This window comes from Roseateles sp. (assembly GCF_047654805.1).
Lineage (GTDB): Bacteria > Pseudomonadota > Gammaproteobacteria > Burkholderiales > Burkholderiaceae_C > Pelomonas.
The window spans coordinates 5,310,522-5,335,920 of the sequence record NZ_JASGIV010000001.1; the positions used below are offsets into that span (position 1 = coordinate 5,310,522).

At 69.1% G+C, this 25,399-nt stretch carries 20 protein-coding genes; 6 read left to right on the forward strand and 14 right to left on the reverse strand.

The features are described 5' to 3' along the window. Window positions 1-86: 86 nt before the first annotated feature. The gene (locus QM732_RS24015; RefSeq protein ID WP_415658607.1) at window positions 87-2,282 is read right to left on the reverse strand and encodes a TonB-dependent receptor; all 2,196 of its coding nucleotides are present in this window, start codon (window positions 2,280-2,282) and stop codon (window positions 87-89) included. A 259-nt stretch (window positions 2,283-2,541) separates the two neighbouring features. On the opposite strand from QM732_RS24015, the gene QM732_RS24020 reads away from it, so the two are divergent. Beyond that, window positions 2,542-3,477 (forward strand): MBL fold metallo-hydrolase, encoded by a 936-nt coding sequence (locus QM732_RS24020; protein WP_415658608.1) that lies wholly within the window; start codon window positions 2,542-2,544, stop codon window positions 3,475-3,477. A 9-nt stretch (window positions 3,478-3,486) separates the two neighbouring features. Here QM732_RS24020 and QM732_RS24025 read toward each other — a convergent pair whose 3' ends face one another. Both QM732_RS24025 and QM732_RS24030 read right to left on the reverse strand, forming a co-directional pair. Further along, window positions 3,487-4,689, reverse strand: coding sequence for a diguanylate cyclase (locus QM732_RS24025; RefSeq protein WP_415658609.1), 1,203 nt, complete (start codon window positions 4,687-4,689; stop codon window positions 3,487-3,489). A gap of 106 nt (window positions 4,690-4,795) precedes the next feature. Further along, window positions 4,796-5,314, reverse strand: a complete 519-nt coding sequence (locus tag QM732_RS24030) for a YgjV family protein (RefSeq protein ID WP_415658610.1) — start codon at window positions 5,312-5,314, stop codon at window positions 4,796-4,798. Window positions 5,315-5,555: 241 nt separating this feature from the next. Here QM732_RS24030 and QM732_RS24035 point away from each other — a divergent pair, with 241 nt between their 5' ends. Genes QM732_RS24035 through QM732_RS24045 form a run of 3 tightly spaced genes read left to right on the forward strand, consistent with a single transcriptional unit; the run spans window position 5,556 to window position 9,046 of the window. Further along, complete coding sequence (locus QM732_RS24035) at window positions 5,556-6,200, forward strand: PEP-CTERM sorting domain-containing protein (RefSeq protein WP_415658611.1); 645 nt, start codon at window positions 5,556-5,558, stop codon at window positions 6,198-6,200. 14 nt (window positions 6,201-6,214) lie between these two features. Further along, entirely contained in the window at window positions 6,215-8,266 is a 2,052-nt protein-coding gene (locus QM732_RS24040) for a hypothetical protein (protein ID WP_415658612.1), read from the forward strand. A 6-nt stretch (window positions 8,267-8,272) separates the two neighbouring features. Then, complete coding sequence (locus QM732_RS24045) at window positions 8,273-9,046, forward strand: hypothetical protein (RefSeq protein ID WP_415658613.1); 774 nt, start codon at window positions 8,273-8,275, stop codon at window positions 9,044-9,046. Window positions 9,047-9,265: 219 nt separating this feature from the next. Here QM732_RS24045 and QM732_RS24050 read toward each other — a convergent pair whose 3' ends face one another. The 4 genes from QM732_RS24050 to QM732_RS24065 form a co-directional block, all read right to left on the reverse strand. Beyond that, window positions 9,266-11,557 (reverse strand): TonB-dependent receptor plug domain-containing protein, encoded by a 2,292-nt coding sequence (locus QM732_RS24050; RefSeq protein ID WP_415658614.1) that lies wholly within the window; start codon window positions 11,555-11,557, stop codon window positions 9,266-9,268. A gap of 314 nt (window positions 11,558-11,871) precedes the next feature. After that, window positions 11,872-12,969, reverse strand: coding sequence for a PQQ-dependent sugar dehydrogenase (locus tag QM732_RS24055; RefSeq protein ID WP_415658615.1), 1,098 nt, complete (start codon window positions 12,967-12,969; stop codon window positions 11,872-11,874). Between the two features lie 67 nt (window positions 12,970-13,036). Continuing rightward, window positions 13,037-13,756, reverse strand: coding sequence for a zf-TFIIB domain-containing protein (locus QM732_RS24060; RefSeq protein WP_415658616.1), 720 nt, complete (start codon window positions 13,754-13,756; stop codon window positions 13,037-13,039). Between the two features lie 7 nt (window positions 13,757-13,763). Then, window positions 13,764-15,392, reverse strand: a complete 1,629-nt coding sequence (locus QM732_RS24065; RefSeq protein WP_415658617.1) for a peptide chain release factor 3 — start codon at window positions 15,390-15,392, stop codon at window positions 13,764-13,766. Window positions 15,393-15,536: 144 nt separating this feature from the next. Here QM732_RS24065 and QM732_RS24070 point away from each other — a divergent pair, with 144 nt between their 5' ends. After that, window positions 15,537-17,333, forward strand: coding sequence for a serine hydrolase (locus QM732_RS24070; protein WP_415658618.1), 1,797 nt, complete (start codon window positions 15,537-15,539; stop codon window positions 17,331-17,333). A 16-nt stretch (window positions 17,334-17,349) separates the two neighbouring features. Here the strand turns inward: QM732_RS24070 and QM732_RS24075 are convergent, their stop codons facing one another. The 7 genes from QM732_RS24075 to QM732_RS24105 form a co-directional block, all read right to left on the reverse strand. Continuing rightward, window positions 17,350-18,042 carry a LytR/AlgR family response regulator transcription factor gene (locus QM732_RS24075; protein WP_415658619.1) on the reverse strand — a complete coding sequence of 231 codons (693 nt, stop codon included), beginning with the start codon at window positions 18,040-18,042 and terminating at the stop codon, window positions 17,350-17,352. Between the two features lie 25 nt (window positions 18,043-18,067). Next, window positions 18,068-19,105, reverse strand: a complete 1,038-nt coding sequence (locus QM732_RS24080; protein WP_415658620.1) for a sensor histidine kinase — start codon at window positions 19,103-19,105, stop codon at window positions 18,068-18,070. Further along, window positions 19,102-19,671 (reverse strand): hypothetical protein, encoded by a 570-nt coding sequence (locus tag QM732_RS24085; RefSeq protein WP_415658621.1) that lies wholly within the window; start codon window positions 19,669-19,671, stop codon window positions 19,102-19,104. Before QM732_RS24085 ends, QM732_RS24080 begins: the two co-directional genes overlap by 4 nt. A gap of 151 nt (window positions 19,672-19,822) precedes the next feature. Beyond that, window positions 19,823-20,428, reverse strand: coding sequence for a DJ-1/PfpI family protein (locus tag QM732_RS24090; RefSeq protein ID WP_415658622.1), 606 nt, complete (start codon window positions 20,426-20,428; stop codon window positions 19,823-19,825). A 54-nt stretch (window positions 20,429-20,482) separates the two neighbouring features. Further along, window positions 20,483-20,980, reverse strand: a complete 498-nt coding sequence (locus tag QM732_RS24095) for a Dps family protein (protein WP_415658623.1) — start codon at window positions 20,978-20,980, stop codon at window positions 20,483-20,485. Between the two features lie 209 nt (window positions 20,981-21,189). Continuing rightward, the gene (gene katG, locus QM732_RS24100) at window positions 21,190-23,340 is read right to left on the reverse strand and encodes a catalase/peroxidase HPI (protein WP_415658624.1); all 2,151 of its coding nucleotides are present in this window, start codon (window positions 23,338-23,340) and stop codon (window positions 21,190-21,192) included. 150 nt (window positions 23,341-23,490) lie between these two features. Continuing rightward, the gene (locus QM732_RS24105) at window positions 23,491-24,411 is read right to left on the reverse strand and encodes a hydrogen peroxide-inducible genes activator (protein WP_415658625.1); all 921 of its coding nucleotides are present in this window, start codon (window positions 24,409-24,411) and stop codon (window positions 23,491-23,493) included. Window positions 24,412-24,588: 177 nt separating this feature from the next. Between QM732_RS24105 and panB the strand changes: the two genes are divergently transcribed. Beyond that, window positions 24,589-25,398: a 3-methyl-2-oxobutanoate hydroxymethyltransferase gene (gene panB / locus QM732_RS24110; protein WP_415658626.1), complete on the forward strand. Its 810-nt coding sequence runs from the start codon at window positions 24,589-24,591 to the stop codon at window positions 25,396-25,398. Window position 25,399 lies beyond the last annotated feature (1 nt).

The following is a 25,399-nucleotide window of genomic DNA, read 5'->3' on the forward strand; positions in this document are numbered from 1 at the left end:
GCGCAATGTACCGCGCCGCCCGGTCATCCTGAAGCGAGAACGGGCGGCCCGCCGGGCCGCCCGCAAAGCTCTGAGGCTTCACCGGCCTAGAACTTGAGCGTGCCGCCGATCGTGACGGTGCGCGGTGCCCCGTAGAAGGCGTCCAGCACGCCCAGGGCGGCGATGTTGTAGCCGTCGGTCTTGTAAGCCTTGTTGGTCAGGTTGCTGCCCTGCAGGAAGAAGCTGAGCTTGCTGTCCTTCTCCCAGATCAGGCCGGCGTTGACCAGCGTGTAGGCGTCTTGGGCCAGGGACTCGGCAAGGTCGGTGGTCGGGTAGACCTTGGTGCGGTGCGTGACGCCGAGGCGCGAGCGCAACGTGCCCACGGCCAGCTTGGCCTCGTGCTCGATGTTCAGGCCGGCCTGGAACTTGGGCGTGTTGCTGAACTTCTTCTGGCTGGCCACGTTGACGCCGCCGTCGAGGTACTCGTCGTACTTGGCGTTCAGGGCGGCGAGGTTGCCGCTCAGGCGCCAGGCCGTGGTGGGCCGCCACACGAACTCCAGTTCGGCGCCATTGATGGTGGCCTTGCCGGCATTCGTGAAGTCGCCAAAGAAGGCCGGCTGGCCGTTGGCGCCAATGTAGGACGTGAACACCGACAACTGAACGTTCTTGTACTTGTTGTGGAACAGCGCCGTGTTCAGCTCCAGGCGACCCTCGTCGAACACCATCTTGGCGCCGAACTCCAGCGAGTCCAGCTTCTCGTCCTGGAAGGGTTCGGCCGAGCGCGGCACGGCCACGGCCTGGGCGCGGATGTTGTAGCCGCCGCTCTTGAAGCCGCGCGAGGCCGTCGTGTAGAGCTTGACGGCATCGCTGGCCTTGTATTCCAGCGACAGGCGCGGCGAGGTGTTGGTGACGGAGCGGGTCTTGTCGAAGTCGGCCGCGACGGAGATGGGCGTGGGGCCGAAGTTTGCGTTCGGGAAGCCCAGGTTCAGCACCCGCGCACGCTTGGACTCGTCGGTGTAGCGCAGGCCCGCGCTGATCGCGAACTGTGGCGTCAGGCGCCAGCTCCAATCACCGTAGATGGCCTTGCCTTTGGTGAAGACGGTGCCATTGGTGGTACCGAACAGCAGGTTGAAGAAGTTGTTGCGTACCGTGCCGCCAGCGCGGCCATCGAAGTAGTACAGGCCGATGACGCCCGAATGGTTCTGACCCTCGTAGATGGCCTGGAGCTCATGGCTCTGCGAGCTGTCGTGGTATTCGGCGCGCACGTCGGCGATCTTGGCGGGCAGGCCGTCGAAGTCGATGCTGGTGTCGGTGTCGGATGCGCGATGGGCCAGGATGTACTTCAGGCTCCAGTCGGCGCTGGCGCCCCAGTTCAGCGTCAGCGACTCGCCCTCGCTGTTCGTGTAGTTGGCGTTGGGCATGCCGCTGGCGATGTCGTAGCGACCGGCCGTGGGTGGCGTTTTCGCCGGATCGGAGGGGTTCACGTTCAGGCGCTGGAAGCCGCGCATGTGCGAGTTGTCGCGCGTGCGGTCGGCAGACACCTGGGCGCTGAAGGTCGAGCCTGTCGGGAACCAGCCCAGGGACACGCGGCCGCTGGTAGTCGCCTGGTCGCTGACGGGGCTGCCATCGGTCAGGTTCTTGCCGTATCCATCGCGGTTCAGGCTGGCTCCGGCGATGCGGAAGCGGAACTGCCCGTCGTTGACAGCCGTGCCGACGGCACCCTTGGCGTTCACCTGGCCGTAGTTGCCCACGGCCAGCGTCACCTGCCCTTCGGTCTGCTGGGGCAGGGGCTTGGACACGTACTTCACCGCACCGCCGATGGTGTTCTTGCCGTACAGCGTGCCCTGCGGGCCGCGCAGCACTTCCACGCGCTGCACGTCGTAGACATCCAGCAGCGCGCCCTGTGGGCGGGCTATGTAGACGTCATCGAAGTAGATGCCCACGCCGGGATCCACGCCCCACAGCGGGTCGGCCTGGCCCACGCCGCGGATGAAGGTGGTCAGGGTCGTGTTGCTGCCGCGTGCGGCGTAGATGGTCAGGTTGGGGACCTGGCCTTGCAGGTCGCCCAGGTCCTTGATGGCGAGCTTGTCGAGCTGGTCGGCGGTCAGTGCCGTGACGGCTACCGGCACGTCCTGCAGCGTCTCCTCGCGCTTGCGCGCCGTGACCTTGACGACGTCCAGGGTCGTCACAGCCGGTTCGGCCGCGGGGGCGGTCTGGGCGGCCGCGGGCAGAACAGCGGCCGCGCCGAGGCCGGCGAGGATGGCGAAATGCAGGCGCGAACGCGCCGGATGGCGTCGGGGCATGGCTTGTCTCCTGGTTTGTTGTCTTGGGTGCCAGGCCCCCTAAGCGCAAAAGCCATGCCTGCGCCAACACGGGGCAAACCCCACGCAAACCCTTGCGAGCTAACCCGCGGTTTTGCCGTCTGGAATGCCGGCACTGTCTGGATTCCAGCCAATCCTCGTCCTCAGGGCTGTCCAGAGGGCAGACAGCAGCCCTGGGGGCTGCGGGGTCGCGCGGCCGCCGCTATCCTGCGCCGCTTCCCCTCATGCCCGGAGACCCACGATGCCCCAACGCCTGCTTCCCGCCGCCCTTGCCCTCATTGCCGGTCTTGGCCTGGGTGCCGCGCCGGCCCTCGCTGCCGGTCCGCAGCTCAAGAGCCAGGCACCCGGCTGGTATCGCCTGCAGCTTGGCGACTTCGAGATTACGGCGCTGAACGACGGTACGCTGGACCTGCCCGTCGACAAGCTGCTGCAGCAGCCCGCGCCCAATACGCTGCGTGCGCTGCAGCACGCCTACCTGGGCGTGCCGCTGGAGACCTCGGTCAATGCCTATCTCATCAACACGGGTAGCAAGATCGTGCTGGTGGACACCGGCACTGCCGGCCTGTTCGGTCCTACGGCCGGCCGCGTGCTGGCCAACCTCAAGGCCTCGGGCTATGCGCCTGAGCAGGTCGACGAGGTCGTCATCACGCACATGCATGGAGACCATATCGGAGGCGCCGGAGCCTTCCCCAATGCCACGCTGCGCCTGGACAAGCGCGATGCCGACTTCTGGCTTGCGCCCGAGCAGGTCGCCAAGAGCGATGGCGCCAAGGCCATCGCCGCCGTCGTCAAGGCTTACGCTGACACGGGTCGCTTCAAGCCATTCGACGGCAGCACGGACGGCGTCGAGATCGTGCCCGGTGTGAAGGCCTTCCCGGCCTATGGCCACACGCCTGGCCACAGCAACTATGTGGCTGAGAGCAAGGGTCAGAAGATGATGTTCTGGGGCGACCTGATGCACGTGGCTGCGGTGCAGTTCAAGGAGCCGGCGGTGACCATCCAGTTCGACTCCGATCCCAAGGCGGCCGCTCCGGCCCGCGAGAAGGCCTATGCCGCTGCGGCCCAGGGCGGCTACTACGTGGCCGTCGCGCACGTCAGCTTCCCTGGCATCGGCCGGCTGCGCGTCGACGGCAAGGGCTATGACTGGCTGCCGGTGAACTACTCGGCCAACCGCTGAGCCACAGGGTCAGCCGGACACGACGCGGTTGCGTCCGCTGCGTTTGGCGTCGTACAGGGCCGCGTCAGCACGCGCCAGCAGCGAGGCCATGTCATCGCCGGGACGGAACGAGGCGGTGCCAACGGACACCGTTGCCGTGACACCCTCAACCAGTGGCTCGGCGGTTACAAGCACGCGCAGCCGTTCGCCCACCTCCTCCGCGGGTTCGAACGGCGTCCCAGCCAACAGTACGACGAATTCTTCACCCCCGTAGCGGGCGCACAGGTCCGACCGGCGCAGTTGCGCCTGCAGTCGCTGTCCGAAGGCGCGCAGCACGGCATCGCCGACGGCATGGCCGTGGGTGTCGTTGATGGCCTTGAAGTGGTCCAGATCCAGCATCAGCACGGCGCAGGGCCGGCCCTCGCGGGCAGCCATGGCGCACTGCGCGGCCAGCGCTGCGTCCAGCGAGCGCCGGTTGGGCAGGCCGGTCAGTGCGTCGGTGCCGGCCTGGCGCGCCATGGCGTCCAGGGCGTGCTGCAGCTGCGCGGCCAGGGCGGCGTTGGCCAGTTGCAGGCGGATGCCGTCCACCATTCGCGCGCCCACGCCCTGCAGATAGAAGGACAGCAGCGCCAGCAGGAGCGCGAGGCCCAGCGCGGCGCCGTGCGCCATCGGAGGCATCGGGTCGCGTAGCGCGTTGACCAGCACCAGCAGCCACATCGCGGCGCTCTGGCAGAAGAATAGGTGGATGCGCGTGATGTAGACCGGCGTGTTGACGGCGGCCACGCCGCACAGCATCGCACCGATGCCGACGTTCAGGATCACGTCGTCGCTCATCAGGCACCAGGCCATGGCGCCCCAGCACAGCCCGTCGATCACGGCGGCGGCGGTCACCGCCGCGCCGTGGCGCGTCACGTCCGCACCATGCCGGCGCACGAACGCCAGCAGCAGCAGGCTCAGCACCCAGCCGGGGGCGGCCAGGGCCAGCCAGCCGGGTAGCCGATCGATGGCCTTGAGCTCCCGGCACAGCCATGCGGCCAGCGCCCAGCCCAGCGGCGTCGTCAGCATCGCGCGATGCATGGAGGTCACGCACTGCCTGAACGCAATGCGCCGCACATCGATCTCGGCGGGAGGGCCCGCGGCATCCTCGGCCCTGCCGGTCGGGGGGGCGGAGAGAGGTGGTGCGGCCTCGACGGACTGTCGTTCCCGCGCCAGCGAGGAATGCAGCTCGGTCATGGCTCGCCAGTATCGGTGTGACCCTGGACGTGGCAGGCCGTGCTGTCGCCTCAGTCGTGCAGTTTGACTGCAAGAACGGAAACGGCTGCCTGGGCCATGCCAGGCGTCAACCGGCGGTGCCCGTGCGGCGGTGCCGCGCCATGCGCCAGATCGTGCCGAGGTTGACCGCGGCTACCACCACCTCCAGCGCCGTGCCTCCGATGGAGCCGGCGATCAGGTTGTTTGCGATCCAGAGCCCGGTGCCGCACAACATCAGCAGTCGCATCGGGATGCCCTGGAGCGTGAAGAGGGCGATGGTGCCCAGGCAGGACGCCGTCAGCGGCAGCCAGTCGCTGGGCCGGGTCGCGATGGTGAGGCCAAAGCCGATGTTGCCCGCGACGATGCCCACCGCCACCCAGCCTGACCGCGTGTGCAGCGACAGTACCGAGCGCAGCATGGACAACAGCGAGCTGGCCACCGCAGTCGGGTTTCCCAGCAGCGCGAAGTGTGCGACGTAGGCGATGCATTCGCCCGTCATGAAGAGCTTGAAGCGCCTGTCGTCGGTCTGCAAAAAACAGCCGACGCCCAGCACGAAAGCTGCGTAGCCGAACAGCTGCGCGGGCGAGAACCAGTCGGAAAAGGGCATGCAGCAGGAACGCGGAGGTCGATGCCCCCCCCCAAGAACAAGGGGGGAGGGTGGGGCGAGGGCCGGATTGTCCTGCCCACGCCAGGAGGGTCAGGTCGTGCGAGGTGCAGCGGCGCATACCTGGTGGTTATGCCGCCCGCTTGAATTGGCAGCAGCGTTGCGGACTAACCCGCTGACGTCTGCGCAGCCGGTTTGCGGACCATGCGACCCGCCTCAGCTCCGCGACACGCTCGCATCCGCCATGATCCCGCTCAAGAACAAGCTGCTCGCCACCCTCGCCCTGACGGGCCTGTTGATCGGAGGCCCGGCGCATGCCGAGCTCCAGTTGCGCGCCAACGGCAGCATGGTCTACGACACCGAGACCAACCTGACTTGGATCGCCAACGCGAGCCTCGGCGGCTTGCGCACCCAGGCCGATGCGGTGCAGTGGGCGGAGTCGCTGAGCTTCGGCGGCTTTGATGACTGGCGCCTGCCGACCGTCCTGCCGGTCAACGGCCTGAGCCTGCAGTTCGACTACTCGGAAGACGGTTCGACCGACGTGGGTATCAACAACGCCGGCCTGAACAGCGAACTCGGCCACCTCTACTACGCCAGCCTCGGAAACACGGCGGCCGGCCTCACGAACACGGGCAGCTTCAGCGGGCTCGTGGACCCCGGCAACCCCGTCGGTCCGGTGTTCTGGACTGGGACGGCCGGCGAGTCCGGCTGGGGCCTGGCGTTCTTCATGGGCATGGGCGCGCAGGACCAGCTCTCCATGGACACCCTGGGTCAGGCCTGGGCCGTGCGCGTGGGTGATGTGGCTGCCGTGCCGGAACCCGGCAGCGTCATGCTGCTGCTGGCCGGCCTGGCCGCTGTCGCGGGCGTCGCCCGCCGCCGCTCGATCTGACACGGAGGCTAGCCATGAAACGACTCGCCTTCTTCGCCACGCTGTGCCTGGGCCTGGCCGGCTCCGCACAGGCCGCATACACCGCCACGCCCAACGACTGGGCCTGCACGAACAAGGTCGGCGGTGCCTGGACCCACGGGCGCGCGCCCTCAGGCTGCGACGCCTCGGCCTTCGGCCCCGACAGCTTCGTGCGCGGCAACTACACGGGTGTCGTCTTCAACGACGCCGCCGCCAGCCTCGTCGATGAGCGCAAGCGCTACATGCAGGCCATGTATCCGGTCATCCGCGACGCTAGCGAGCGCTATCTGCGCTCACGCAAACCCGCTGTGTCGGCACGCGAGCTGGAGGCGTTCCAGCGCGGCACCTACGCGACGCTGCGCCAGGAGACCTTCTGGTCGCATTACCGCGACGCCCAGCTCGCAACAGGCCAGCCCTATGTGCTGAAGATGATGCGCGGCGACAGCGGCCACGGCCACGGCATGATGCAGGTCGACGATCGCTACCACTTCGTCCAGCTCCAGGAAGGCAAGGGCTGGAACATGATGCAGAACTTCACCTACGCGATCGACATCTACTATGCCGCGTGGGAGTCTGCACCGGCCGCCTGCCTGGGCGGCGTGGCTGAACCCACTGGCACGACGGCCCAGGTCGACGAGTACTGGCGCGGCCGCGCGCGCTCGGCCTGGTCGGCCTACAACGGCGGCCCCACCAAGGTCTGCCGCTGGCAGAACACGGCCGATGTCAACGTCGCCAAGGACAACGGCTACCGAGACAACTACGACAACCGGCTGTGGCTGCCCGACGTGGCGGACCTCACCAAGGCTGCGGCCATCGACGTGGCTTGCCTGATGGATGACGGTCCGTCCTGCCCGGTGCCTACGGGCGGCAGCGTCGAGCCTGGCCGGCTGCTGCAGGTGGGCAGTGCCGCCTGCGTGCTCAATGGCGCCACGCTGGAATGCGTGGACGACGTGCGTGACGCCGCCTGCCTGGCTGGACGGGCCAGTTTCGACGAGGCCAGCATTACGCCCGTCTACGTCGCGCAGACCACCAGCTATGCGCGCATCGACCACAACCGCCACGAGCTCTGCCGAGCCCAGGTGCCTGGCCTGCAGTCGCTGGCCAGCGCCATCGCAACGCTGCAGCCTCTGGAGCTGCGTTCCGCCCCCAACGGCATGGTGCTTGGCCAAGCCGCGGCCGGCACCTATCAGGTGCTGGACTTCATGGTGGTCGGCGCCCAGCAGCAGAGTCGTCTGTACCGCATCCGTGCCTTGGTCAACGGCGTGCTGACCGATGGCTGGATCGACGCCGGCACCACTGCCACACAGGCCTCGCTGGCCGTAGGTGCGGCGCCCACCGAAGCCGGTGCCATCGCCTACGCCGGTGACTGGGTCAAGATCGTGCCCAACCTGAACATGCGCGCCACGCCTGGCGGCACGCTGCTGGTGGCTATCCCGGCCAACAGCGTCGTGCAGGTCAAGGAGGTCTTCGGCACGGCGTCGGCCAACAACCTCTATTACCGCGTCGAGTACACGCACACCGATGGCGTGCTGCGCGAGGGCTGGGTTTTCGCCGGCAACCTCTACCCGGCATCCACGCTGGCCAATTGGGCCGTGCCGGCAGCCGCGCCCTCTGCGGCCAAGCACGCCCACTGCCCCAACGGTACGCGCTACGACAACCACCTGCGCCAGTGCATGAGCGCCAGCCAGACCTACGGTCCCTTCACCGCGGCCAGCACGCAGGCCTGCGTAAACGCCGGCGGCGGCGCGGTCTGCACGGCCAACCGGCCCACCGTGGTGGACGGTGTGGCCGTCACGATGCCGATCTGGAGCAAGGCCCTGGCGCTGGCCGCCACCGGCAACGGCGACTGCCCGCGCGGTGCGGCGCGCTCCATGGCACACCGCTTCCACTGCACCGAAACCGTTACGCGCAACGGCGCCACCGAGACCGATGTGTACGGTCCGTTCGGCACGGCGCTGGTCAACGCCTGCCTGGCACGTACCGGCAACGCGGCCTACTGCCGCAGCAACCGCTGGCCGGCAGCGACCTTCCTGGCGCTGCAGCCCTGAGCGGCGATGAGGAAGCTTCTCGCGCCGGCCCTTGCTGCGGTTGTGGGGCTGGGCCTGTGGTGGGTCTTGCACGACGAGGCTGCCGCGCCGCCCGGGCAGGCGCCCGTCGCGGCCGGCGCCGCATCCGCGGCCCTGCCGCCCACCCTGCCGGTGCCGGCCGAGGCCGACGCGGCCAGTGCGTTGGCGGACGGGGCGGTCACGCCGGCCGCGCTCGCCGCCGTGCCACCGGCACAGGCGTTGCGGGCGCTGCAGCAGTGCTACGCCGCCAATGCCTGCCGTGTCAGCAGCCGTGAGGGCATGGACGAGCATTTCGAGGTCGTCGTGGGGGTGCTCCAGCAACTGGAACGACTGGCTGCGCAGGGCAGCACGGCCGAGCAGGTGGCCGCCGTGCGTGAACTGCTGGCCTTCCCGGACGGCCATGTGCAGGCCGCGGCGCTGGCACTGGCGGCCAAGCTGCCTCCTTCGGCCGAGACGGTGTCTGCTGCCGTGGCGGCGCTGGGCAAGAGCTATGACGCCGTGCTGCTGAACAAGGCCTACCCGGTATTGCAGCAGTGGCAGCAGCTGGGCCTGTCCAGCGGCTACGACGACATGTTCGCTGGCCTGGTGCACACCGGCGGCTGGCAGGCCGCGCAATCCGTGGCCGAGAACGTTGGCCCGTTCCTGAATGCCGGCAACGTGTCCCGCTTCGAGCAGGTGGCTCGCCAGCTGCCGCCGGGGGCGCGCCAGCAGGCGCTGCTGCGCACGTTGCGCGACTACCGGCTGCAGCAATCGGGCGGCTGAGCCTGCAGCAGGGCATCGGGCGAGGTGCCCACCAGGACGGTTTGTCCGGCGGAGCCACAGCAGGCGGTACCCCGCCTCTCTTCAGGGTCGCCACGCTCGGGTTCGCTCTGAAGCTGCTCGGCCTCAGGGCTGCCCCATCCTGGTCGATGGCGGCACCCTCCGGTTGTGGATGTCTGCTTCTGGGAGGCGCACGCGGCTGAGAACGCGCCGTGCCTCGCGTCAGAACCTCACCACCCAACTCGCATTCACCGCCCGCAACGTATTGCGCCACGTGCTGCTGCCGGCCGAGAAGCCGTCCAGGTCTTCCACCGCGTTGGTCGCCACGTTGTCTCGGGCCAGCAGGTTGGTGAAGCCCACGCGCAGTTGCGAAAAGCGGTCCACCTTCCAGGCGGCGAAGGCGTCCAGCGTGCGCACGGCGCTACGGTGTGCGACCTGCAGGTCGGTCTGGTTGGTCGCGTAGCCGGGCTGCAGCACCAGGCTGGCACCCACGGTCCAGCCGCTGTCGGCGATGCGCCAGTCAAAGCCCATGTTGGACAGCCATGGCGGCTGGGCCTCCAGGCGGTTGTCTGGGCCGTCCACCTGTTCGACCGCGGAGCGGTACAGGTTCAGCGCCGCGCGCAGATTGACGCCGCTGTCCTTGTCGAACAGTGCGGGCAGCCATTCCTCGCCGCGGCCCTTGATCTCCAGTTCGAGCCCGCGGGTGGTGGCGCGGCCGATGTTCATCGGGCGAGAGACCCAGCGCGGCATGTTGGTAATGTCCGGCGCCATGCCGCTCTCCAGGCGGATGCCTCGGCGGATCAGGTCATCGATCTGGCGGTAGAAGAAGCCGACGCTGAACACGCCGCCGCTGGCCGGGTAGTGCTCGAAGCGCAGGTCCAACCCCGTGGACAGCTCGGGCTGCAGCTGGGGGTTGCCGGCTGAGTCGGCAGCGATGGGGGTGTTGGTCTCGGTGCGTTCGTAGTTGCCGTTCAGCACGTAGCGGCCCACCAGCGCAGTGAGGTCGGGCATCTTGAAGCTGCGCGAGAGGCTGGAACGGATCTGATCGCGGCCCTTGGGGTCGAACTTGTAGTTGAGATGCAGGGTCGGCGCGACCACCCGGGCGCGGTTGTCGATTGCATGGCTGCCATCGTCGCTGCGGGTGCGCACTTCTTCGAGCCGAAGGCCCGGCAGCACGCCCCATTGGGGCCCGAGTGTCCAGTCGTCCTGGATGAATACGGCGGCCCGCCCGATGCGCGCGGCAAAGGGCAAGCCGGTGGCGCTGTCCAGGCGCTCGACGCCGAAGTCCCAGATGCGGCGTAGCTCGTCGCGCTCACGGGTCTCGATGTCCCAGCCGGTGACGACGGTGTGGTCGTCGCCCATCGGCTGGGTCCAGCGGCCGCCCAGAGCGGCGCGTTCCTCGCCGAAGTCGGTGCGCGTTTCGCGGGTCACCAGCAGCCGGCCGTCGGCGCGATAGCTGTCGTAGTGCAGCGCGTTGTCGCGCGTGGTGTCCTGCCAGGAACCTTTCAGCTCGACCTTGCCACCATCTTGTTGCTTGTGGACCCAGTTGGCAGCGGCGCGCCTGACATCGCCGCTGCCCTCCGAGCGGGCGTCGTCGTTCGCTGTCAGCCAGGGCGTGCCGAGCAGTGTCGCGATGCTGCGTTCGCTGGCGTTGCGCGACTGCCCGTGCTGCCAGAAGGCGCTGAGGTTGAGCGTGTCCCAATCGGTGGCTTTCCATTGCAGCCGTGGCGCGAGCTGGGCGGTGGTGCTGCGACCCTCGTCGCGGCCCTGGATGGCCTGGGACTGCACCTGCCCGCCCGGCGTGCGCGAGATACGGACCTGCTCGTAGTGCGTGGCCTGCGCGGAGCGCGACACGCTCACTGGCACGACAAAGGACACCGCGCCGATACGGTCCCCCCATTGGAAGGCGGTGCTGCCGCCGGGCTGCACCGCACGGTAGTTGACGTTGCCGCGCCATTCGCGCTGCAGCGTGCGCGGCGGCTCGCGCAGCACGACGTTGATGGTGCCGGCCACGCCGGGGTATTCAGCCGTGGCGCCGCTGACGACCTCGATACGCTCCACGTCCGCCGGGGCCAGCGAGTCGAGCGAGAAGCCGGGCGGGGCCGGCTCGCCGTTGATCAAGATCTGCGTATAGCCGCCGCCCAGGCCGCGCAGCCGTGGCGCGCCGCCGTCCATGGAGACACCGGGTAGGCGCTTGAGAACGTCGGTCACGTCGATGTCACCCTGCCGGTCCAGCTCCTCGCGGCCGTAGATGGACATGGCGATGGATTGGCGCCGGCGCAAGCTGTCGTCGGTCTCGGTGGCTGCGGTGACCTGCACACGCTCCAGCGTGTTGGCGGGGGGCGCGTCGGCTCCCTTCGCGGCCGCGGACGCCGCGGACGCTGCGGATGCGGCGAGGGCAGGTGCCGGTGCCGGTGCCGGTGCCGGTGTGGCCTGGGGCGGCGGTGTTTGGGCGGTGGCGCTCAGGCTGGCCAGCAGCAGGGCCATGGCGGGGAGGATGCGGTGTGCGGTCATGCCAAGGGGGCGCGTTTCGCAGCCATTGCGCGGTCGGCCCAAGCGCCGGGTGAGTCAAGGCAGGCCGAACTGTAAGAGCCCGACCGACCCTTGCGAGGGCTGCTTCAGCCGCGCAAGGGACCATGGCCGCAGGCGCGGGAGAAGCATGTCGGGCGGTGCGCGCGGCACGTCGTTGTCGAGGTTTGCCCTGGGCACGGCATGCCCCGACAGGCCGCTTCAGGTGCGCGTGATGCAGCGCGCGGCATAGCATGCCGTTATGGCCTCACCCGAACTTGGCATCGATCCCATGCCCCTGCGTTTGGGGCCTACCCCGCTCAGGGCTTCACACGCACCACCTTGCCCGCGCTTTCCAGCACCAGGTAGAGCAGCCCGTCGGGGCCTTCGCGCACGTCGCGCATGCGGCCGGCGTCGGGAAAAAGCTTCTCCTGTTCGGCCGGGCGGTTGTCGCCGTCGAGCTTCACGCGCTCCAGGTGGCCGAACTTCAGCGAGCCGATGAAGAAGCTGTTCTGCCAGCCCGCGCCGTACTTGGCGCTCTTCAACCGCACCAGGCCGGCGGGCGCGATGGACGGCACCCACTTGACGACCGGCTGCTCCATGCCGGCCTTGGCCGCGATGCCATCGCCGATCTTGCCGCCGCCGTAGTTCTCGCCATAGGTGATGACGGGCCAGCCGTAGTTGAGCTTGGGGCTGATGAGGTTGAGTTCGTCGCCGCCTTGGGGCCCGTGCTCGTGCTCCCAGAGCCGGCCCTGCGCGTCGACGATCAAGCCCTGCGAATTGCGATGGCCGTAGCTCCAGATCTCGGGCAGGGCGCCAGGGGTCTTCACGAAGGGGTTGTCGGCCGGCACGCTGCCGTCCTTGCCGATGCGCACGATCTTGCCGAGGTGGTTGTCCAGCGTCTGCGCGCTCTGCATGCCCTTGTAGCGCTCGCCCATGCTGAGGAAGAGCTTGCCGTCCGGCGCTTCGGCGATGCGGCAGCCGAAGTGCAGCCAGCTTTCCATCTTGGGCTTCTGGCTGAAGATGACCTTGACGTCGGTGAGGCGCTTCAGGTCTTCGCTCAGCCGGGCCCGGGCCAGCGCCGTGCCGTTGGTCTTGTCGGCGCCGGGCTCGGCGTAGCAGAAGTAGATCGTGCGGTTGCGCGCGAAGTCGCTGTCCAGCTGCACGTCCAGCAGGCCGCCTTGGCCGACCGCGTCGACGGCCGGCACGCCCTGGATGGGCGCACTGGGCTTGCCGCCCGGTCTGGCTGTGCGCATGGCGCCGTCACGCTCCGTGACGAGGAACTGGCCGTCGGGCAGGAAGGCCAGGGCCCAGGGCGTCTTCAGCCCGTCGACGACGGTTTCGAGCTCGGGGGCCGCTTGCGCGGCAGGCGCCGCGGCGAGGGCGGCGACAAGGGGGAAGAGGAGGTGCTTGCTCATCGAAATCGGACTCGGGCCAAAAGGCGGTCGTGCATCATCGCAGCCGTGTTGCACAGCCGCGGCGGCCTCAGTCTTCCCACAGGCTGCTGATGAGGCCCAGGCCCGCGCTGAGCAGGTCCACCGCCAGGATGCTGCCCACGGCTCCGGGGATGGGGGGCCTGGGGTTCTCGCGCTGCGCGCGCGAGTTCTCCCGCGCCATGGCGACGAGGGCATCGGCCACATCCGCGCTGCTGGACGCGGGGCGGGCCACTGCCTTCGAGTAGCTCTGCAGCGCCCGCTCCACGGCCTGCGGGTCCAGCAACGACAGGGCCGAGCGGCAATGCGAGCAGGCGTCTTCGCGGCGCAGGTCCACCGGTGCGCCGCAACTGCTGCAGTGGATGACACCCACCTTGGCGGCGATGTCGGAGATCTCGGGCCGGGTCAGCTGACGCACGAAGCCCTTCTCGATCATGAAGGACGCGAAGCTGCTGAAGCGGCCGTGTCGCTGCTCGCAGCGGTGGGTGATGTAGCGACCGCTGCGCACGACATCGAAGCCTTGCGCGAGGCGCCCATGGCACTGCGGGCAGCTCAGCCGCCCGGCCAGCGGCGTGCGCGGCTCGTCGCGGTGGCGATGCATCTCCTTGAACAGCGTCGCGATGGCCTCGGGAGCCAGCTTGAGATTCTCCAGGTGGTCGAACCAGAGGCCGTGACAGGCGAAGCAGAAGTCGATCTCCACCGCGCCGCCGTAGACGGCGGGCAGCACGTGCACCTGCATGGCCTGGCGGCAGGAAGGGCAGGGCCGCGTCATAGGTGCGTCAGCCGTCCAGCCGTTGCTGGAACACCAGCCCGGCGTGCTCGCGCAGCGCGTGGAACTTGATCTTGGGCCAGTTGGCCTCGATGGCGCGCAGCTCGGGCGCGTATTCGACCAGCACGGTCGGCGCGTCCACGGCGTCGTAGGCCATGCGGTGATCGTTGGCGTCGATGAAGCGCTTGAGCTCCTGCGGATCGTCGCAGGTCACCCAGCGTGCCACCTGGAAGCGGCTGCCGGTGATGCGTGCCTTGACGCCGTACTCGTGCTCCAGCCGATGCGCGACGACCTCGAACTGCAGCTGGCCCACGGCACCCAGCAGCAGCACGCTGCCGGCGATGGGACGAAACACCTGGATCGCACCCTCCTCGCCGAGCTGCTGCAGGCCAGCCTTGAGCTGCTTGGTCTTCAGTGGGTCAGCCACTTCAACCGAACGGAACATCTCTGGGGCGAAGAACGGCAGGCCGGTGTACTGCAGCGCCTCGCCCTCGGTGATGGTGTCACCCAGCTGCAGCACGCCGTGGTTGGGGATGCCGATGATGTCGCCGGCAAAGGCCTCGTCCAGCAGCTCGCGGCGCTGCGAAAGGAAGCTCACGACCGTGTTGGGCCGCAGCTCTTTGCCGGAGCGCACCACCTTCAGCCGCATGCCGCGTTCGAAGTGGCCCGAGGCCACGCGCAGGAACGCGATGCGGTCGCGATGCGCCGGGTCCATATTGGCCTGGATCTTGAACACCACACCGGTGAACTTCGGCTCCTCGGGCTGCACGGTGCGCTGCATCGCGACGCGCGCGTCCGGCGCAGGAGCCAGCTCAACCAGCGCGTCCAGCACCTCCTGCACGCCGAAGTTGTTGACGGCCGAGCCGAAGAACATCGGCGTCTGCTTGCCGGTCAGGAAGGCGTCGCGGTCGAATGCCGGCGCGGCGTCGGCCACCAGTTCGATCTCGCCCTTGGCGTTGTCGTACTGCATGCCGAAGCGGTCGGCGTAGGCTGGATTGTCCAGGCCGTCCAGCACCTCCTCCGTGCCGGCGACACGGTCCTCGCCTGGCGAGAACACACGCATGCGTTGCTGGCGCAGGTCCATCACGCCATGGAACTGCTTGCCCATGCCAACGGGCCATGTGAACGGCACCACGGTCATGCCCAGCTCGCGCTCGATCTCGTCCATCAGCGCCAGCGGCTCCTGCACTTCGCGGTCCATCTTGTTGACGAAGGTCAGGATGGGCGTGTTGCGCGCACGGCAGACCTGCAGCAGGCGCCGCGTCTGTGGTTCCACGCCGTTGGCCGCATCGATGACCATCAGCGCCGCGTCCACGGCGGTGAGCACGCGGTACGTGTCTTCCGAGAAGTCCTGGTGGCCCGGCGTGTCCAGCAGGTTGATGACGCAGTCGCGGTACTCCATCTGCATGACGGACGATGCCACCGAGATGCCGCGCTGCTTCTCGATCTCCATCCAGTCCGACGTTGCATGCCGCGAGGCCTTGCGCGCCTTCACCGAGCCGGCGATCTGGATCGCGCCCGAGAACAGCAGCAGCTTTTCCGTCAGCGTGGTCTTGCCGGCGTCGGGGTGGCTGATGATGGCGAAGGTGCGGCGGCGGCGGACTTCGGATTCGATGCGGGAGGGCAGGTCGGCGGACATGGTGCGGGCTCGGAGCGAACCGCGAATTATCGGTGCTGGCTGCATCTGGGACCTTCGAGGCGGCAATCCGTCCGCCCGCGCTGGCAGGTCCACGCCCCGTCCGGTTAGGCTGGACCTTCCATTGACCGCCCCCTGCCTCTCGCCATGAAGAGTCCCTTGTTCCACCCGCTGGCCCTGGCCTTGTGCACGCTGGCGATAGGTGCCGCCAACGCGGCCCCGCCCGACGACGACACCGAGGCCCGCATCGCCCGCGTGCTGGCCGGGCTGCGGCCGCCGGTCAGCTTCGTCGGCGACGGCACCTGGACGCTGCAGGAGCGCATGAAGCACTACGGCGTGCCGGGCCTCACCGTCACCGTCATCGACAGGAACGGCCTGGCCTGGACCCGCGTCTACGGCCTGGCCGACCGCGAGCTGGGCCTGCCGGTCAGGCCGGACACGCTGTTCCAGGCGGCCTCCATCAGCAAGCCGGTGGCCGCCCTCGGCGCGCTGACGTTGGTGCGGGACGGCAAGCTGTCGCTGGACGAGCCGGTCAACGAGCGGCTGAAGTCCTGGCGCATTCCCGAGAACGACTGGACCCGGCAGGTGCCGGTCACGCTCGCCCATCTGCTCAGCCACACTGGGGGGCTGACCGGGCATGGTTTCGCCGGCTACGCAGCTGGTGCGCCGGTGCCCGACATCCTTGCTGTGCTGGATGGCAAGCCGCCTGCCAACTCCGCGGCCGTACGCGTGAACCAGCTGCCGGGCCAGGCCTTCCGCTACTCGGGCGGGGGCTACACGGTGGCGCAGCTGCTGATGAGCGAGGTTGCCGGCGAGGCCTTCGCGCCGTTGATGCAGCAGCGCGTGCTCGGCCCGCTGGGCATGGCCGACAGCAGCTTCGTCCAGCCCCTGCCGGCCGCACAGCTGGCGCGCGCCGCCGCCGGCGTGCGGCCCGACGGCAGCGCCGTGGCAGGCAAGCACCACCGCTACCCGGAGCTGGCCGCGGCCGGCCTGTGGACCACGTCGCAAGACCTGGCCCGCTTCGCCATCGGCGTCCAGCAGGCGCTGCAAGGCCGCAGCCAGTTGCTGCCGGCGGCGCTGGCGCGCGACATGCTCACTGGCCGTGCCGGCGGCGACTACGGCCTGGGCTTCGGCCTGCCGCAGGAAAACGGTGCGGCCTACTTCGCCCACGGCGGCTGGAACGAGGGCTTCTGCGCCAGCCTGATGGCCAGCCAGAGCACGGGCCAGGGCGCGGCCATCATGATCAATGCCAACCAGCCCGCGCTGATGGACGAGCTGCGGCGCGCCATCGCGCACGAATACGGCTGGCCGGGTTTCAAGACCCTGGTGCCGGTGCCGGCCACGGCCGAGGCGCTGGAGCGGGCGCCAGGCCGCTACCGGCTCAATGCCGAACAGGTGCTGGCGGTGACGCGCCGGGGCGAGCGCCTTTTCATCGGCGCGGTCGGCGAGGAGGCCCGCGAACTGGTGCCGGTGGCCGGCGGGCGCTACTTCGAGCGCGGGCAGGAGCAGGCGCGCGCCTTCGAGCCCGGCCCCGACGGGCGCCTGGCCCTGAGCCTGGCGCAGCCGCGCGGGCCCGCGCAGCTGTTGCCGCGGCTGGGCGCCGCGCAACGCGCGCCGCGCGAACTGCTGCTGGCCGGCGACAAGGCTGCCGCGCTGGCGGCCTACCGTGCGCTGCGCGACGGCAAGGACGAAGCGGGCAGCGAGGCCTATCTGAACGACCAGGCCTACGGGCTGGTGCGGCGCGGCGACAAGGCGATGGGGCTGGCCCTGATGCAGCTGAACACCGAGCTCTACCCGGACTCGGCCAACGCCTGGGACAGCCTGGGCGAGGTCGCGCTGATGCAGGGCGACAAGGCGCAGGCGCGCGCCGCCTACCGCAAGGCGCTGGCGCTGCAGCCCGGCATGGGCTCGGCCGCGGCGGCGCTGCGCCAGCTCGGCGAGTAGGGTGGCGTAGCGCGGCCTACATCCCGCGAAAGCGCCCGCGGTGCGGGCGGCTAACTGGCAAGGCCTGGTCCAGCCCGCGCAGCTGCACCCACAGCTCGCCGTCGTCGCGGCGCTCGATGCGCTCGATGGCGCGCGCGTTGACGACCGAACCGCGGTGGATCTGCCAGAACAGCTGCGGGTCCAGCTGCCGCTGCAGCTCGCCCAGAGAGGTGCGCAGCAGCAACTGCTCGCCGGCCTGGCTCAGCGCCCGCGTGTGGCGCAGCTCCGAGCGCAGCGCGGCGAGCTGGTCCACCTCCAGCAGCTTCATCGTGTTGCCGGTCCAGGCCTGCAGGAAGCGCAAGGCCTCGCGCGGCGCTTGCGCGGCCTGCAGCCGCTGCACGGTGGCTGCCAGGCGGGCGGGCGTGACGGGCTTGTGCAGATAGTCTACCGCCGCGCGCTCGAAGGCGGCCAGCGCATGCTCGGCATGCGCCGTCACGAACACCAGGCGCGTGTCGGCCGGCGCGAGCTGGGCCAGGCCCAGGCCGTCGATGCCGGGCATGCGGATGTCCAGGAAGGCGATGTCGGGGCGCAGCTCGTCCAGCAGCCGGCGCGCCTCGCTGCCGTTGCGCGCCAGCGCCACGATCTCCAGCTCGGGCCAGGCCTCGGCCAGCAGCTGCCGCAGCTCCTCCAGCAGCTGGGGTTCGTCGTCGGCGATCAGGGCGGTGGTCATGTCGGTGCGCGAGGCGGATGCGGTGTCATGGCAAGGGCAGCATGAGCGTGGCCTCGGTCAGGCCCTGGGCGTTGGTCGCGAGCTGCAGCCGGCCCTGGTCGCCGTGCAAGGCCAGCAGGCGCTGGCGCAGATTCGCCAGCGCCAGGCCGTGCCCGGCGGGCCGCGCGTCACTCAGCCCGCGGCCGCTGTTGACGACCTTGAGCCGCAGCTGCCCGGCGGCCCGCTCGGCCTGCAGCAGGACCTCGCCGCCGCCCTCGCTGGGCTCGATGCCATGCTGGATGGCGTTCTCCACCAGTGGCTGCAGCATCAGCGGCGGCAGTGGCAGGTCCAGCAGCGCGGCGTCCACGTCCAGCCGGTAGCTGAGCCGTCCGCCCAGGCGCAGCGCCATGATGGACAGGTAGTGCTCGACGACCTGGCATTCCTGGCCCAGCGTCGAGTCCTCGGCCTGGCGCACGCGCTCCAGCGTGGTCTCCAGCAGGCCGCTGACGGCGTCCAGCAGCGGCAGCGCGCGGTCCGAGCCCTGGCGCACGAAGCTGCGCAGCGTGGCCAGCGTGTTGAACAGGAAATGCGGCTCGATCTGCGCCTGCAGCATCTGCAGCTCGGCGCGCAGCCGGGCGCGCTCCTGCTCCACGCGGCGCACCGCGCGCAGCCGGCGCAGGCCTTGCAGCAGCGGCAGGCCCAGCAGCAGCGCGCCGAAGCCGAAGTGCAGCCAGGCGCGGGTGACCCGGTCGTTGCCGCTCAGCGGCGCCGTCGTCAGCCCCTGCTCCACGCTCCAGCCCAGCATGGCGCCCAGCAGCAGGGCCAGGAACAGCAGGCTGGGCAGCGCGACGCGATGCTCGGGGCGCAGGCGCCGGCCCAGCAGCCCGGCCAGGCCGTCGGTGGCGGCATGGCCCAGCCACAGGCCCAGCGACAGCGCCCAGGCCGGCTGCCCGCGCAGCCAGGGCGCCGTCAGCCCGAACAGCGCCAGGCCGGCCAGCAGCGGCGTGGCGCGTTGCCAGCCCAGGCCTTCTTCCCGCAGGGCCTGGGCTAGGTCGCTGCCCGGCGATGGCGTGGTGGTGCTCAAGGCGGCGTCATGGCCCGGGGTTGGCGCGGCAGCACGGGGGTGCCGCCCTCGCCCGTGACCGCCACGTTGTTGGCGACGACTTCGAGCTTGAACTGCGTGGCCTGCAGTTGGCCGGCGCCATTGAGCAGGAAGCCGAAACTCAGCGTGGTGGCGTCGGGCGGGATGTCCAGCACGACCTCGGCCGGCTGCCAGCCGAAGCTGCCGCGCAGCGGCCGGTTGTACATGTTGTCGAAGGCCGTGGCGCGTTGGCCGCTGTCTGCGCGCATCCACAGCCCGCCCCAGGCGGCGAGCTGCTCGGCGCGCAGCTGGGCGCTCAGGCGCACGCGTTTGCCGGCGTAGTCGGTGCCGGCCACCTGCTGCATCAGCGTCGAGAAGCCCGAGGTACCGGGCTGGCAGTCCAGGCTGAACACGTTGGCGCTGGGGGCGCTGCTGGCCGACACGACGCGGCCTTGGCAGGTCTGGGCGTCCCCGGTCTGCAGCCAGCCCGCGGGCAGCCCCGAGGGGCTGGCCAGTGCCGTGGCCAGGGTGCCGACCGCGATGGCGGCCACGATGGCATAGGTCTTCATCCTTCATCTCCCGTTGCGAACCCGAATCGGTTCGCCTGCAGGCTAGGGCCGGGTGGCCCGGGCCGCGGCACGACGGGGCGAACGGAGCCTGGGCGCGCAGCAGGCCGCCGAAAACCGACACCAGTGGAGGCAGAGCATCCGGCGGCCGGCATCAGACCGGCGGCAGAAAGGGCGTGACGACAGCCAGCAGGCGGTCGACGTAGGCGTCCTTTTCGCCCACTGGTGCGGCGTAGTGCAATGCGTGGCGCGCAGCGTCCAGCCCTGCACGCGAGGCCATGACCCAGGCGGCCAGGTATTGCGAGGCCAGGCAGCCACCGGCGGTGGCGACGGGACCGCGAGCATGGAAGGGTTCCTCGACGACACGCACGCCAGCCTCGATGACCCAGGGCTTGGTCGTCGAGTCGGTACAGGCGGGCATGTCGGCCAGCAGGCCCAGGCGCGCCATCAGCAGCGTGCCCGAGCATTGCCCGCCGATGAGCTGGCGCAGCGGATCCAGCTGCAGCCGGTCCAGCAGTGCTCGGTCGGTGGCGATGGCGCGGGTGTGGATGCCGCTGCCGAACAGCACGACGTCGGCCTCGTTGGCGAACTCCAGCGGCTGCTGGGCCGTGACGGTGACGCCGTTCATCGACGTCACCTGTGCGCTGGGGCTGGTGATCGCGGCCGACCAGCCCCGGGCGTAGAGCCGGTTGATGAGGCCCAGCGCGATGAAGCTGTCGAGCTCGTTGAAGCCGTCGAAGGTCAGGATCGCGACCTTCATGCGGCCGCCCTCATGTCTCCAGCAGGCAGGGCCGGGCGGCTGGGCGGCCTCACGTCACTCCTCCAGCAAGCTCCGGAGCATCCAAGCGGTTTGCTCGTGCACGGTGAGGCGTTGCGTCAGCAGGTCGGCACTGGGTTCGTCGCCGGCCTTGTCGACCAGCGGGAACAGCGCGCGCGCCGTACGGGCCACGGCCTCGTGGCCCTGCACCAGCACTTCCACCATCTTCATGGCCTTGGGTGGCGTGGCCGGCACGTCGGGCAGGCCACTGAGCTTGGCGAACTGGGCGTAGCTGCCGGGCGCCGGGAAGCCCAGTGAGCGAATGCGCTCGGCGATCGGATCGACCGCATTCCACAGCTCGGTGTACTGGGCCATGAACATGGCGTGCAGGCTGTTGAACATGGGCCCGGTCACGTTCCAGTGGAAGTTGTGCGTCGTCAGGTACAGCGTATAGGTCTCGGCCAACAGCTTGGACAGGCCGGCGGCGATGGCCGCGCGGTCCTTCTCGCTGATGCCGATGCTGATGGAGGGGGTGGTGGCGGACTTCTTGGCCATGGGGGAGCTCCGTACAGGGGTGATGGTGCAAGCCTAACGGAAACGGGCGGCACGAGGCCGCCCGCCATCCTTGCCAGACCGGGTTCAGGCGCCGCGGAACAGCAGCGCCAGGGTGGCGAGGCCGCCGCTGGCGAAGACGAACCAGCCCAGGCCCCGGCGGGCGGTGCGGACGGTTTGTTTCATCGGGTTCTCCTTGCAGTTCGCGCGGGTCAGGCGCGCAGGTCGAAACGGTCCAGGTCCATGACCTTGGCCCAGGCGGCGACGAAGTCCTTGACGAAGCGCTGCCGTCCGTCAGCGCTTGCATAGACCTCGGCATAGGCCCGCAGCACCGAGTTGGAGCCGAAGATCAGATCGTTGCGGGTGCCGGTGTGCTTCACGGTGCCGGTCTTGCGGTCGCGGCCCTGGAAGATCTCGGCCGTCGCGTCCGTCGCGGCCCAGACCGTGTCCATGTCCAGCAGCTTGACGAAGAAGTCGTTGGACAGCACGCCCGGCCTGTCTGTGAACACGCCGTGGCCGCTGTCGTCAGCGTTGGCGCCGAGCACGCGCAGGCCGCCGACCAGGGCGGTCAGCTCCGGCCCCGTGAGCGTGAGCTGTTGGGCGTGGTCCACCAGCAGGGCTTCGGTCGGCGCGCCGATGGGGCCGCCGCGGAAGTTGCGGAAGCCGTCGACCACGGGCTCCATGACTGCGAAGGACGAAACGTCGGTCTGCGCCTGGGTGGCATCCACGCGACCCGGCGAGAACGGCACGGTCACGATGACGCCGGCGGCCTTGGCTGCTTGCTCCACACCCACCACGCCGGCCAGCACGATGACGTCAGCCAGTGAGGCCTTGCCCGAGGCCTGCTGGATCTCGACCAGCTTGGGCAGCACCTGGACGGCACGGCGGTTGACCGCCCAGTCCTTCTGCGGCGCCAGGGCCAGGCGGGCGCCATTGGCGCCGCCGCGCTTGTCGCCGCCGCGGTACGTGGAGGCCGAGGCCCAGGCCACCGAGACCAGCTCGCCCACCCCCAGACCCGAGGCTGCAATGCTGGCCTTGAGGCTGGCAATGTCTGCCGCCGTGGGCGCATGCTGGGCAGCCGGCAGCGGGTCCTGCCAGATCAGGTCTTCGGCCGGCACTTCGGGGCCGAGGTAGCGCGCCTTGGGGCCCATGTCGCGGTGGGTCAGTTTGAACCAAGCGCGCGCGAAGGCTTCGGCGAAGGCCTGGGGCTGCTCATGGAAGCGCTTGGAGATCTTGCCGAACTCCGGGTCGAAGCGCAGCGTCAGGTCGGTGGTCAGCATCGTGGGCTTGTGGAACTTGCCCGGGACATGCGCATCCGGAATGATCTCCGGCGCGTCCTTGGCCACCCATTGCTTGGCGCCGGCCGGCGAACGTGTCAGCTCCCATTCGAACTTGAACAGGTTCTCGAAGAAGTTGTTGCTCCACAGCGCCGGCGTCTTGGTCCAGGTCACTTCCAGGCCGCTGGAGACGGTGTCCTTGCCATGCCCCTGGCCGAAACCGCTGATCCAGCCCAGGCCTTGCGCTTCGATAGGCGCGCCCTCGGGTTCCGGGCCCTTGTGCGACTCGGGCGCCGCGCCGTGGGCCTTGCCGAAGGTGTGGCCACCCGCGATCAGCGCGACGATCTCCTCGTCGTCCATGGCCATGTTGTAAAACGTGGAGCGGATGTCCTTGGCAGCAGCAAGGTAGTCGCCGCTGGCGTTCGGCCCTTCCGGGTTCACATAGATCAGGCCCATGTGGGTGGCGGCGAGGTTGCGGTCCAGCTCTCGGTCGCCGTGCAGGCGCTTGCCGTCGCCCAGCCAGGCGGTCTCCGAACCCCAATTGACGTCCTGATCCGGTTCCCACACATCCTCGCGGCCGCCAGCGAAGCCGAAGGTGCGAAAGCCCATGGACTCCAGTGCCACATTGCCGGCGAGGATGAAGAGGTCTGCCCAGGAGATCTTCTGCCCGTACTTCTGCTTGATCGGCCACAGCAGGCGGCGGCTCTTGTCGATGTTGACGTTGTCGGGCCAGCTGTTCAGCGGCGCGAAGCGTTGCTGGCCACGGCCACCGCCGCCACGGCCGTCCGACAGACGGTAGGTGCCGGCGGCGTGCCAGGCCATGCGGATCATCTGCGGGCCGTAGTGGCCGAAGTCGGCAGGCCACCAGTCCTGGCTGTCGGTCATCAGCTTGACCAAGTCGGCCTTCAACGCAGCGTAGTCCAGCGTCTTGAATGCCGCGGCGTAGTCGAAGGCCTCGCCCAGCGGGTTGGATTTGCCGGAGTGCTGGTTCAGCAAGTCCACCCGCAACTGGTTGGGCCACCAGTCGCGGTTGGCCGTGCCGTTGCCGGCGGCGTGATGGAAGGGGCACTTGGCTTCACTCGTCATGGGGTTCTCCTCTGTAGGGGCCGGGCCGGCTACCGGCCAAGCCATCGGTGCGCAAAGGTTAGGCCGCAGCGAAAAATTGATCAAATCGATTGATCAAAACGAAGCGATAGCAAAAGCAAATGGGTGTCTTCAAACTTTTGCTGCCCCCATTCAGGACAGGCGCCGGACGCCCTCCAGCTGACAGGCATAGATGGCGTTGCGCAGCGCCGCGATGGCCTCGTAGCGTGTGAAGCTGCGCCGCCAGGCGAGCACGACACGACGCGTCGGGATGGGCTCGCTGAAGGGCACGAAGCGCAGATGCGGGGTTGGGTCGCGCGGCACGCTCAGTTGGGGCACGACAGTCACGCCCATGCCCGAGGCCACCATGTGCTTGATGGTCTCCAGCGACGAACCCTCGAAGCTGCGGCGTATGCCTTCGGCGTCGCTGGAAAAACGTGCGAACTCGGGGCACACCTCCAGCACGTGATCGCGGAAGCAGTGGCCCGTACCCAGCAGCAGCATGGTCTCGCGCTTGAGCTCCTCGGCGCTGATGGTCTGGCGAGATGCCAGCGCGTGCGAGGCAGGCAGCGCAACGACGAACGGCTCGTCGTAGAGTGGTGCCGTGGCCAAGCCTGCATCAGGGAAGGGCTCGGCCATGATGGCGCAGTCCAGCTCGCCGGTGCGCAGCATCTCCAGCAGCTTGATCGTGAAATTCTCCTGCAGCATCAGCGGCATCTGCGGATACAGCTCGATGGTGTGCCTGACCAGCTCGGGCAGCAGATAGGGCCCTATGGTGTAGATGATGCCCAGGCGCAGCGCGCCCGCCAGTGGGTCCTTGCCGCGCTTGGCGATCTCCTTGATGGCGCCGGCCTGGTCCAGCACCGACTGAGCCTGGCGCACGATCTCCTCGCCCAGCGGCGTGACGGTGACCTCGCTGCCGCCACGCTCGAAGATCTTCAGGTCCAGCTCTTCCTCCAGCTTCTTGATCGCTACCGACAGGGTCGGCTGCGACACGAAACAAGCTTCGGCGGCGCGGCCGAAATGCCGCTCGCGGGCGACGGCGACGATGTAGCGCAACTCGGTCAGGGTCATAGGTCCGAACGCTACACTGCGCCCGCCCTGAGGGGTGACCCAGGGTTTTCACCGAGAGGTGGCCATGACACGACCATCGCCAATTCAACGCCAGCGGGCCGAGCGCCGGGCCGCTCCCAAGTCGGCCCACATCCCCTCGGGGGATCGGCCGATGCACCCATCGGACGAGGGGCTGAGATGACGACCGACCGCAAGCCCATGACCCTGCCGCGCCTGGCGCAGATGCACGCCAGCGGCGAGAAGATCACCATGCTGACCTGCTACGACGCGGCTTTCGCGAGCCTGCTGGACGAGGCAGGAGTCGACATCCTGCTGATCGGTGACTCGCTGGGCAATGTGCTGCAGGGCCGCGGCTCCACGGCCCCGGTCAGCCTGGAGGACATGGTCTATCACACGTTTTGCGTGTCGCGCGGCCACAAGTGGGCCTGGATCATTGCCGACTTGCCCTTCGACAGCTACCACGTCAGCAAGGAAGAGGCCTGGAAGAGTGCGGCTGCGCTGGTGAAGGCCGGCGCCCATATGGTCAAGCTCGAAGGCGGTGGTTGGACGGCCGAGACGGTGCGTTTCATCAGCGAGCGCGGCATTCCGGTGTGCTGCCATCTCGGCTTCACGCCGCAGACCGTGAACGCGCTGGGCGGCTTCAAGGTGCAGGGGCGCGATGAGGCGGGGGCCGCCCGCATGAAGCGCGAGTCGATGGAGCTGGTCGAGGCGGGTGCCGCGATGCTGCTCTATGAGATGGTGCCGGCCGCACTCGCCGCGGAGATCACGGCCACTTCGCCTGTGCCCGTCATCGGCATCGGCGCCGGCGTCGGCACGTCGGGCCAGGTGCTGGTGCTGCACGACATGCTCAACATCACGCCCGGCCGCAAGCCGCGCTTCGTCAAGGATTTCATGGCCGGCAAGGATTCCGTGCTGGCCGCGGTGAAGGGCTATGTGGACGAGGTGAAGGCCAAGGCCTTCCCCGTGAACGAGATCCACGGGTTCTGAA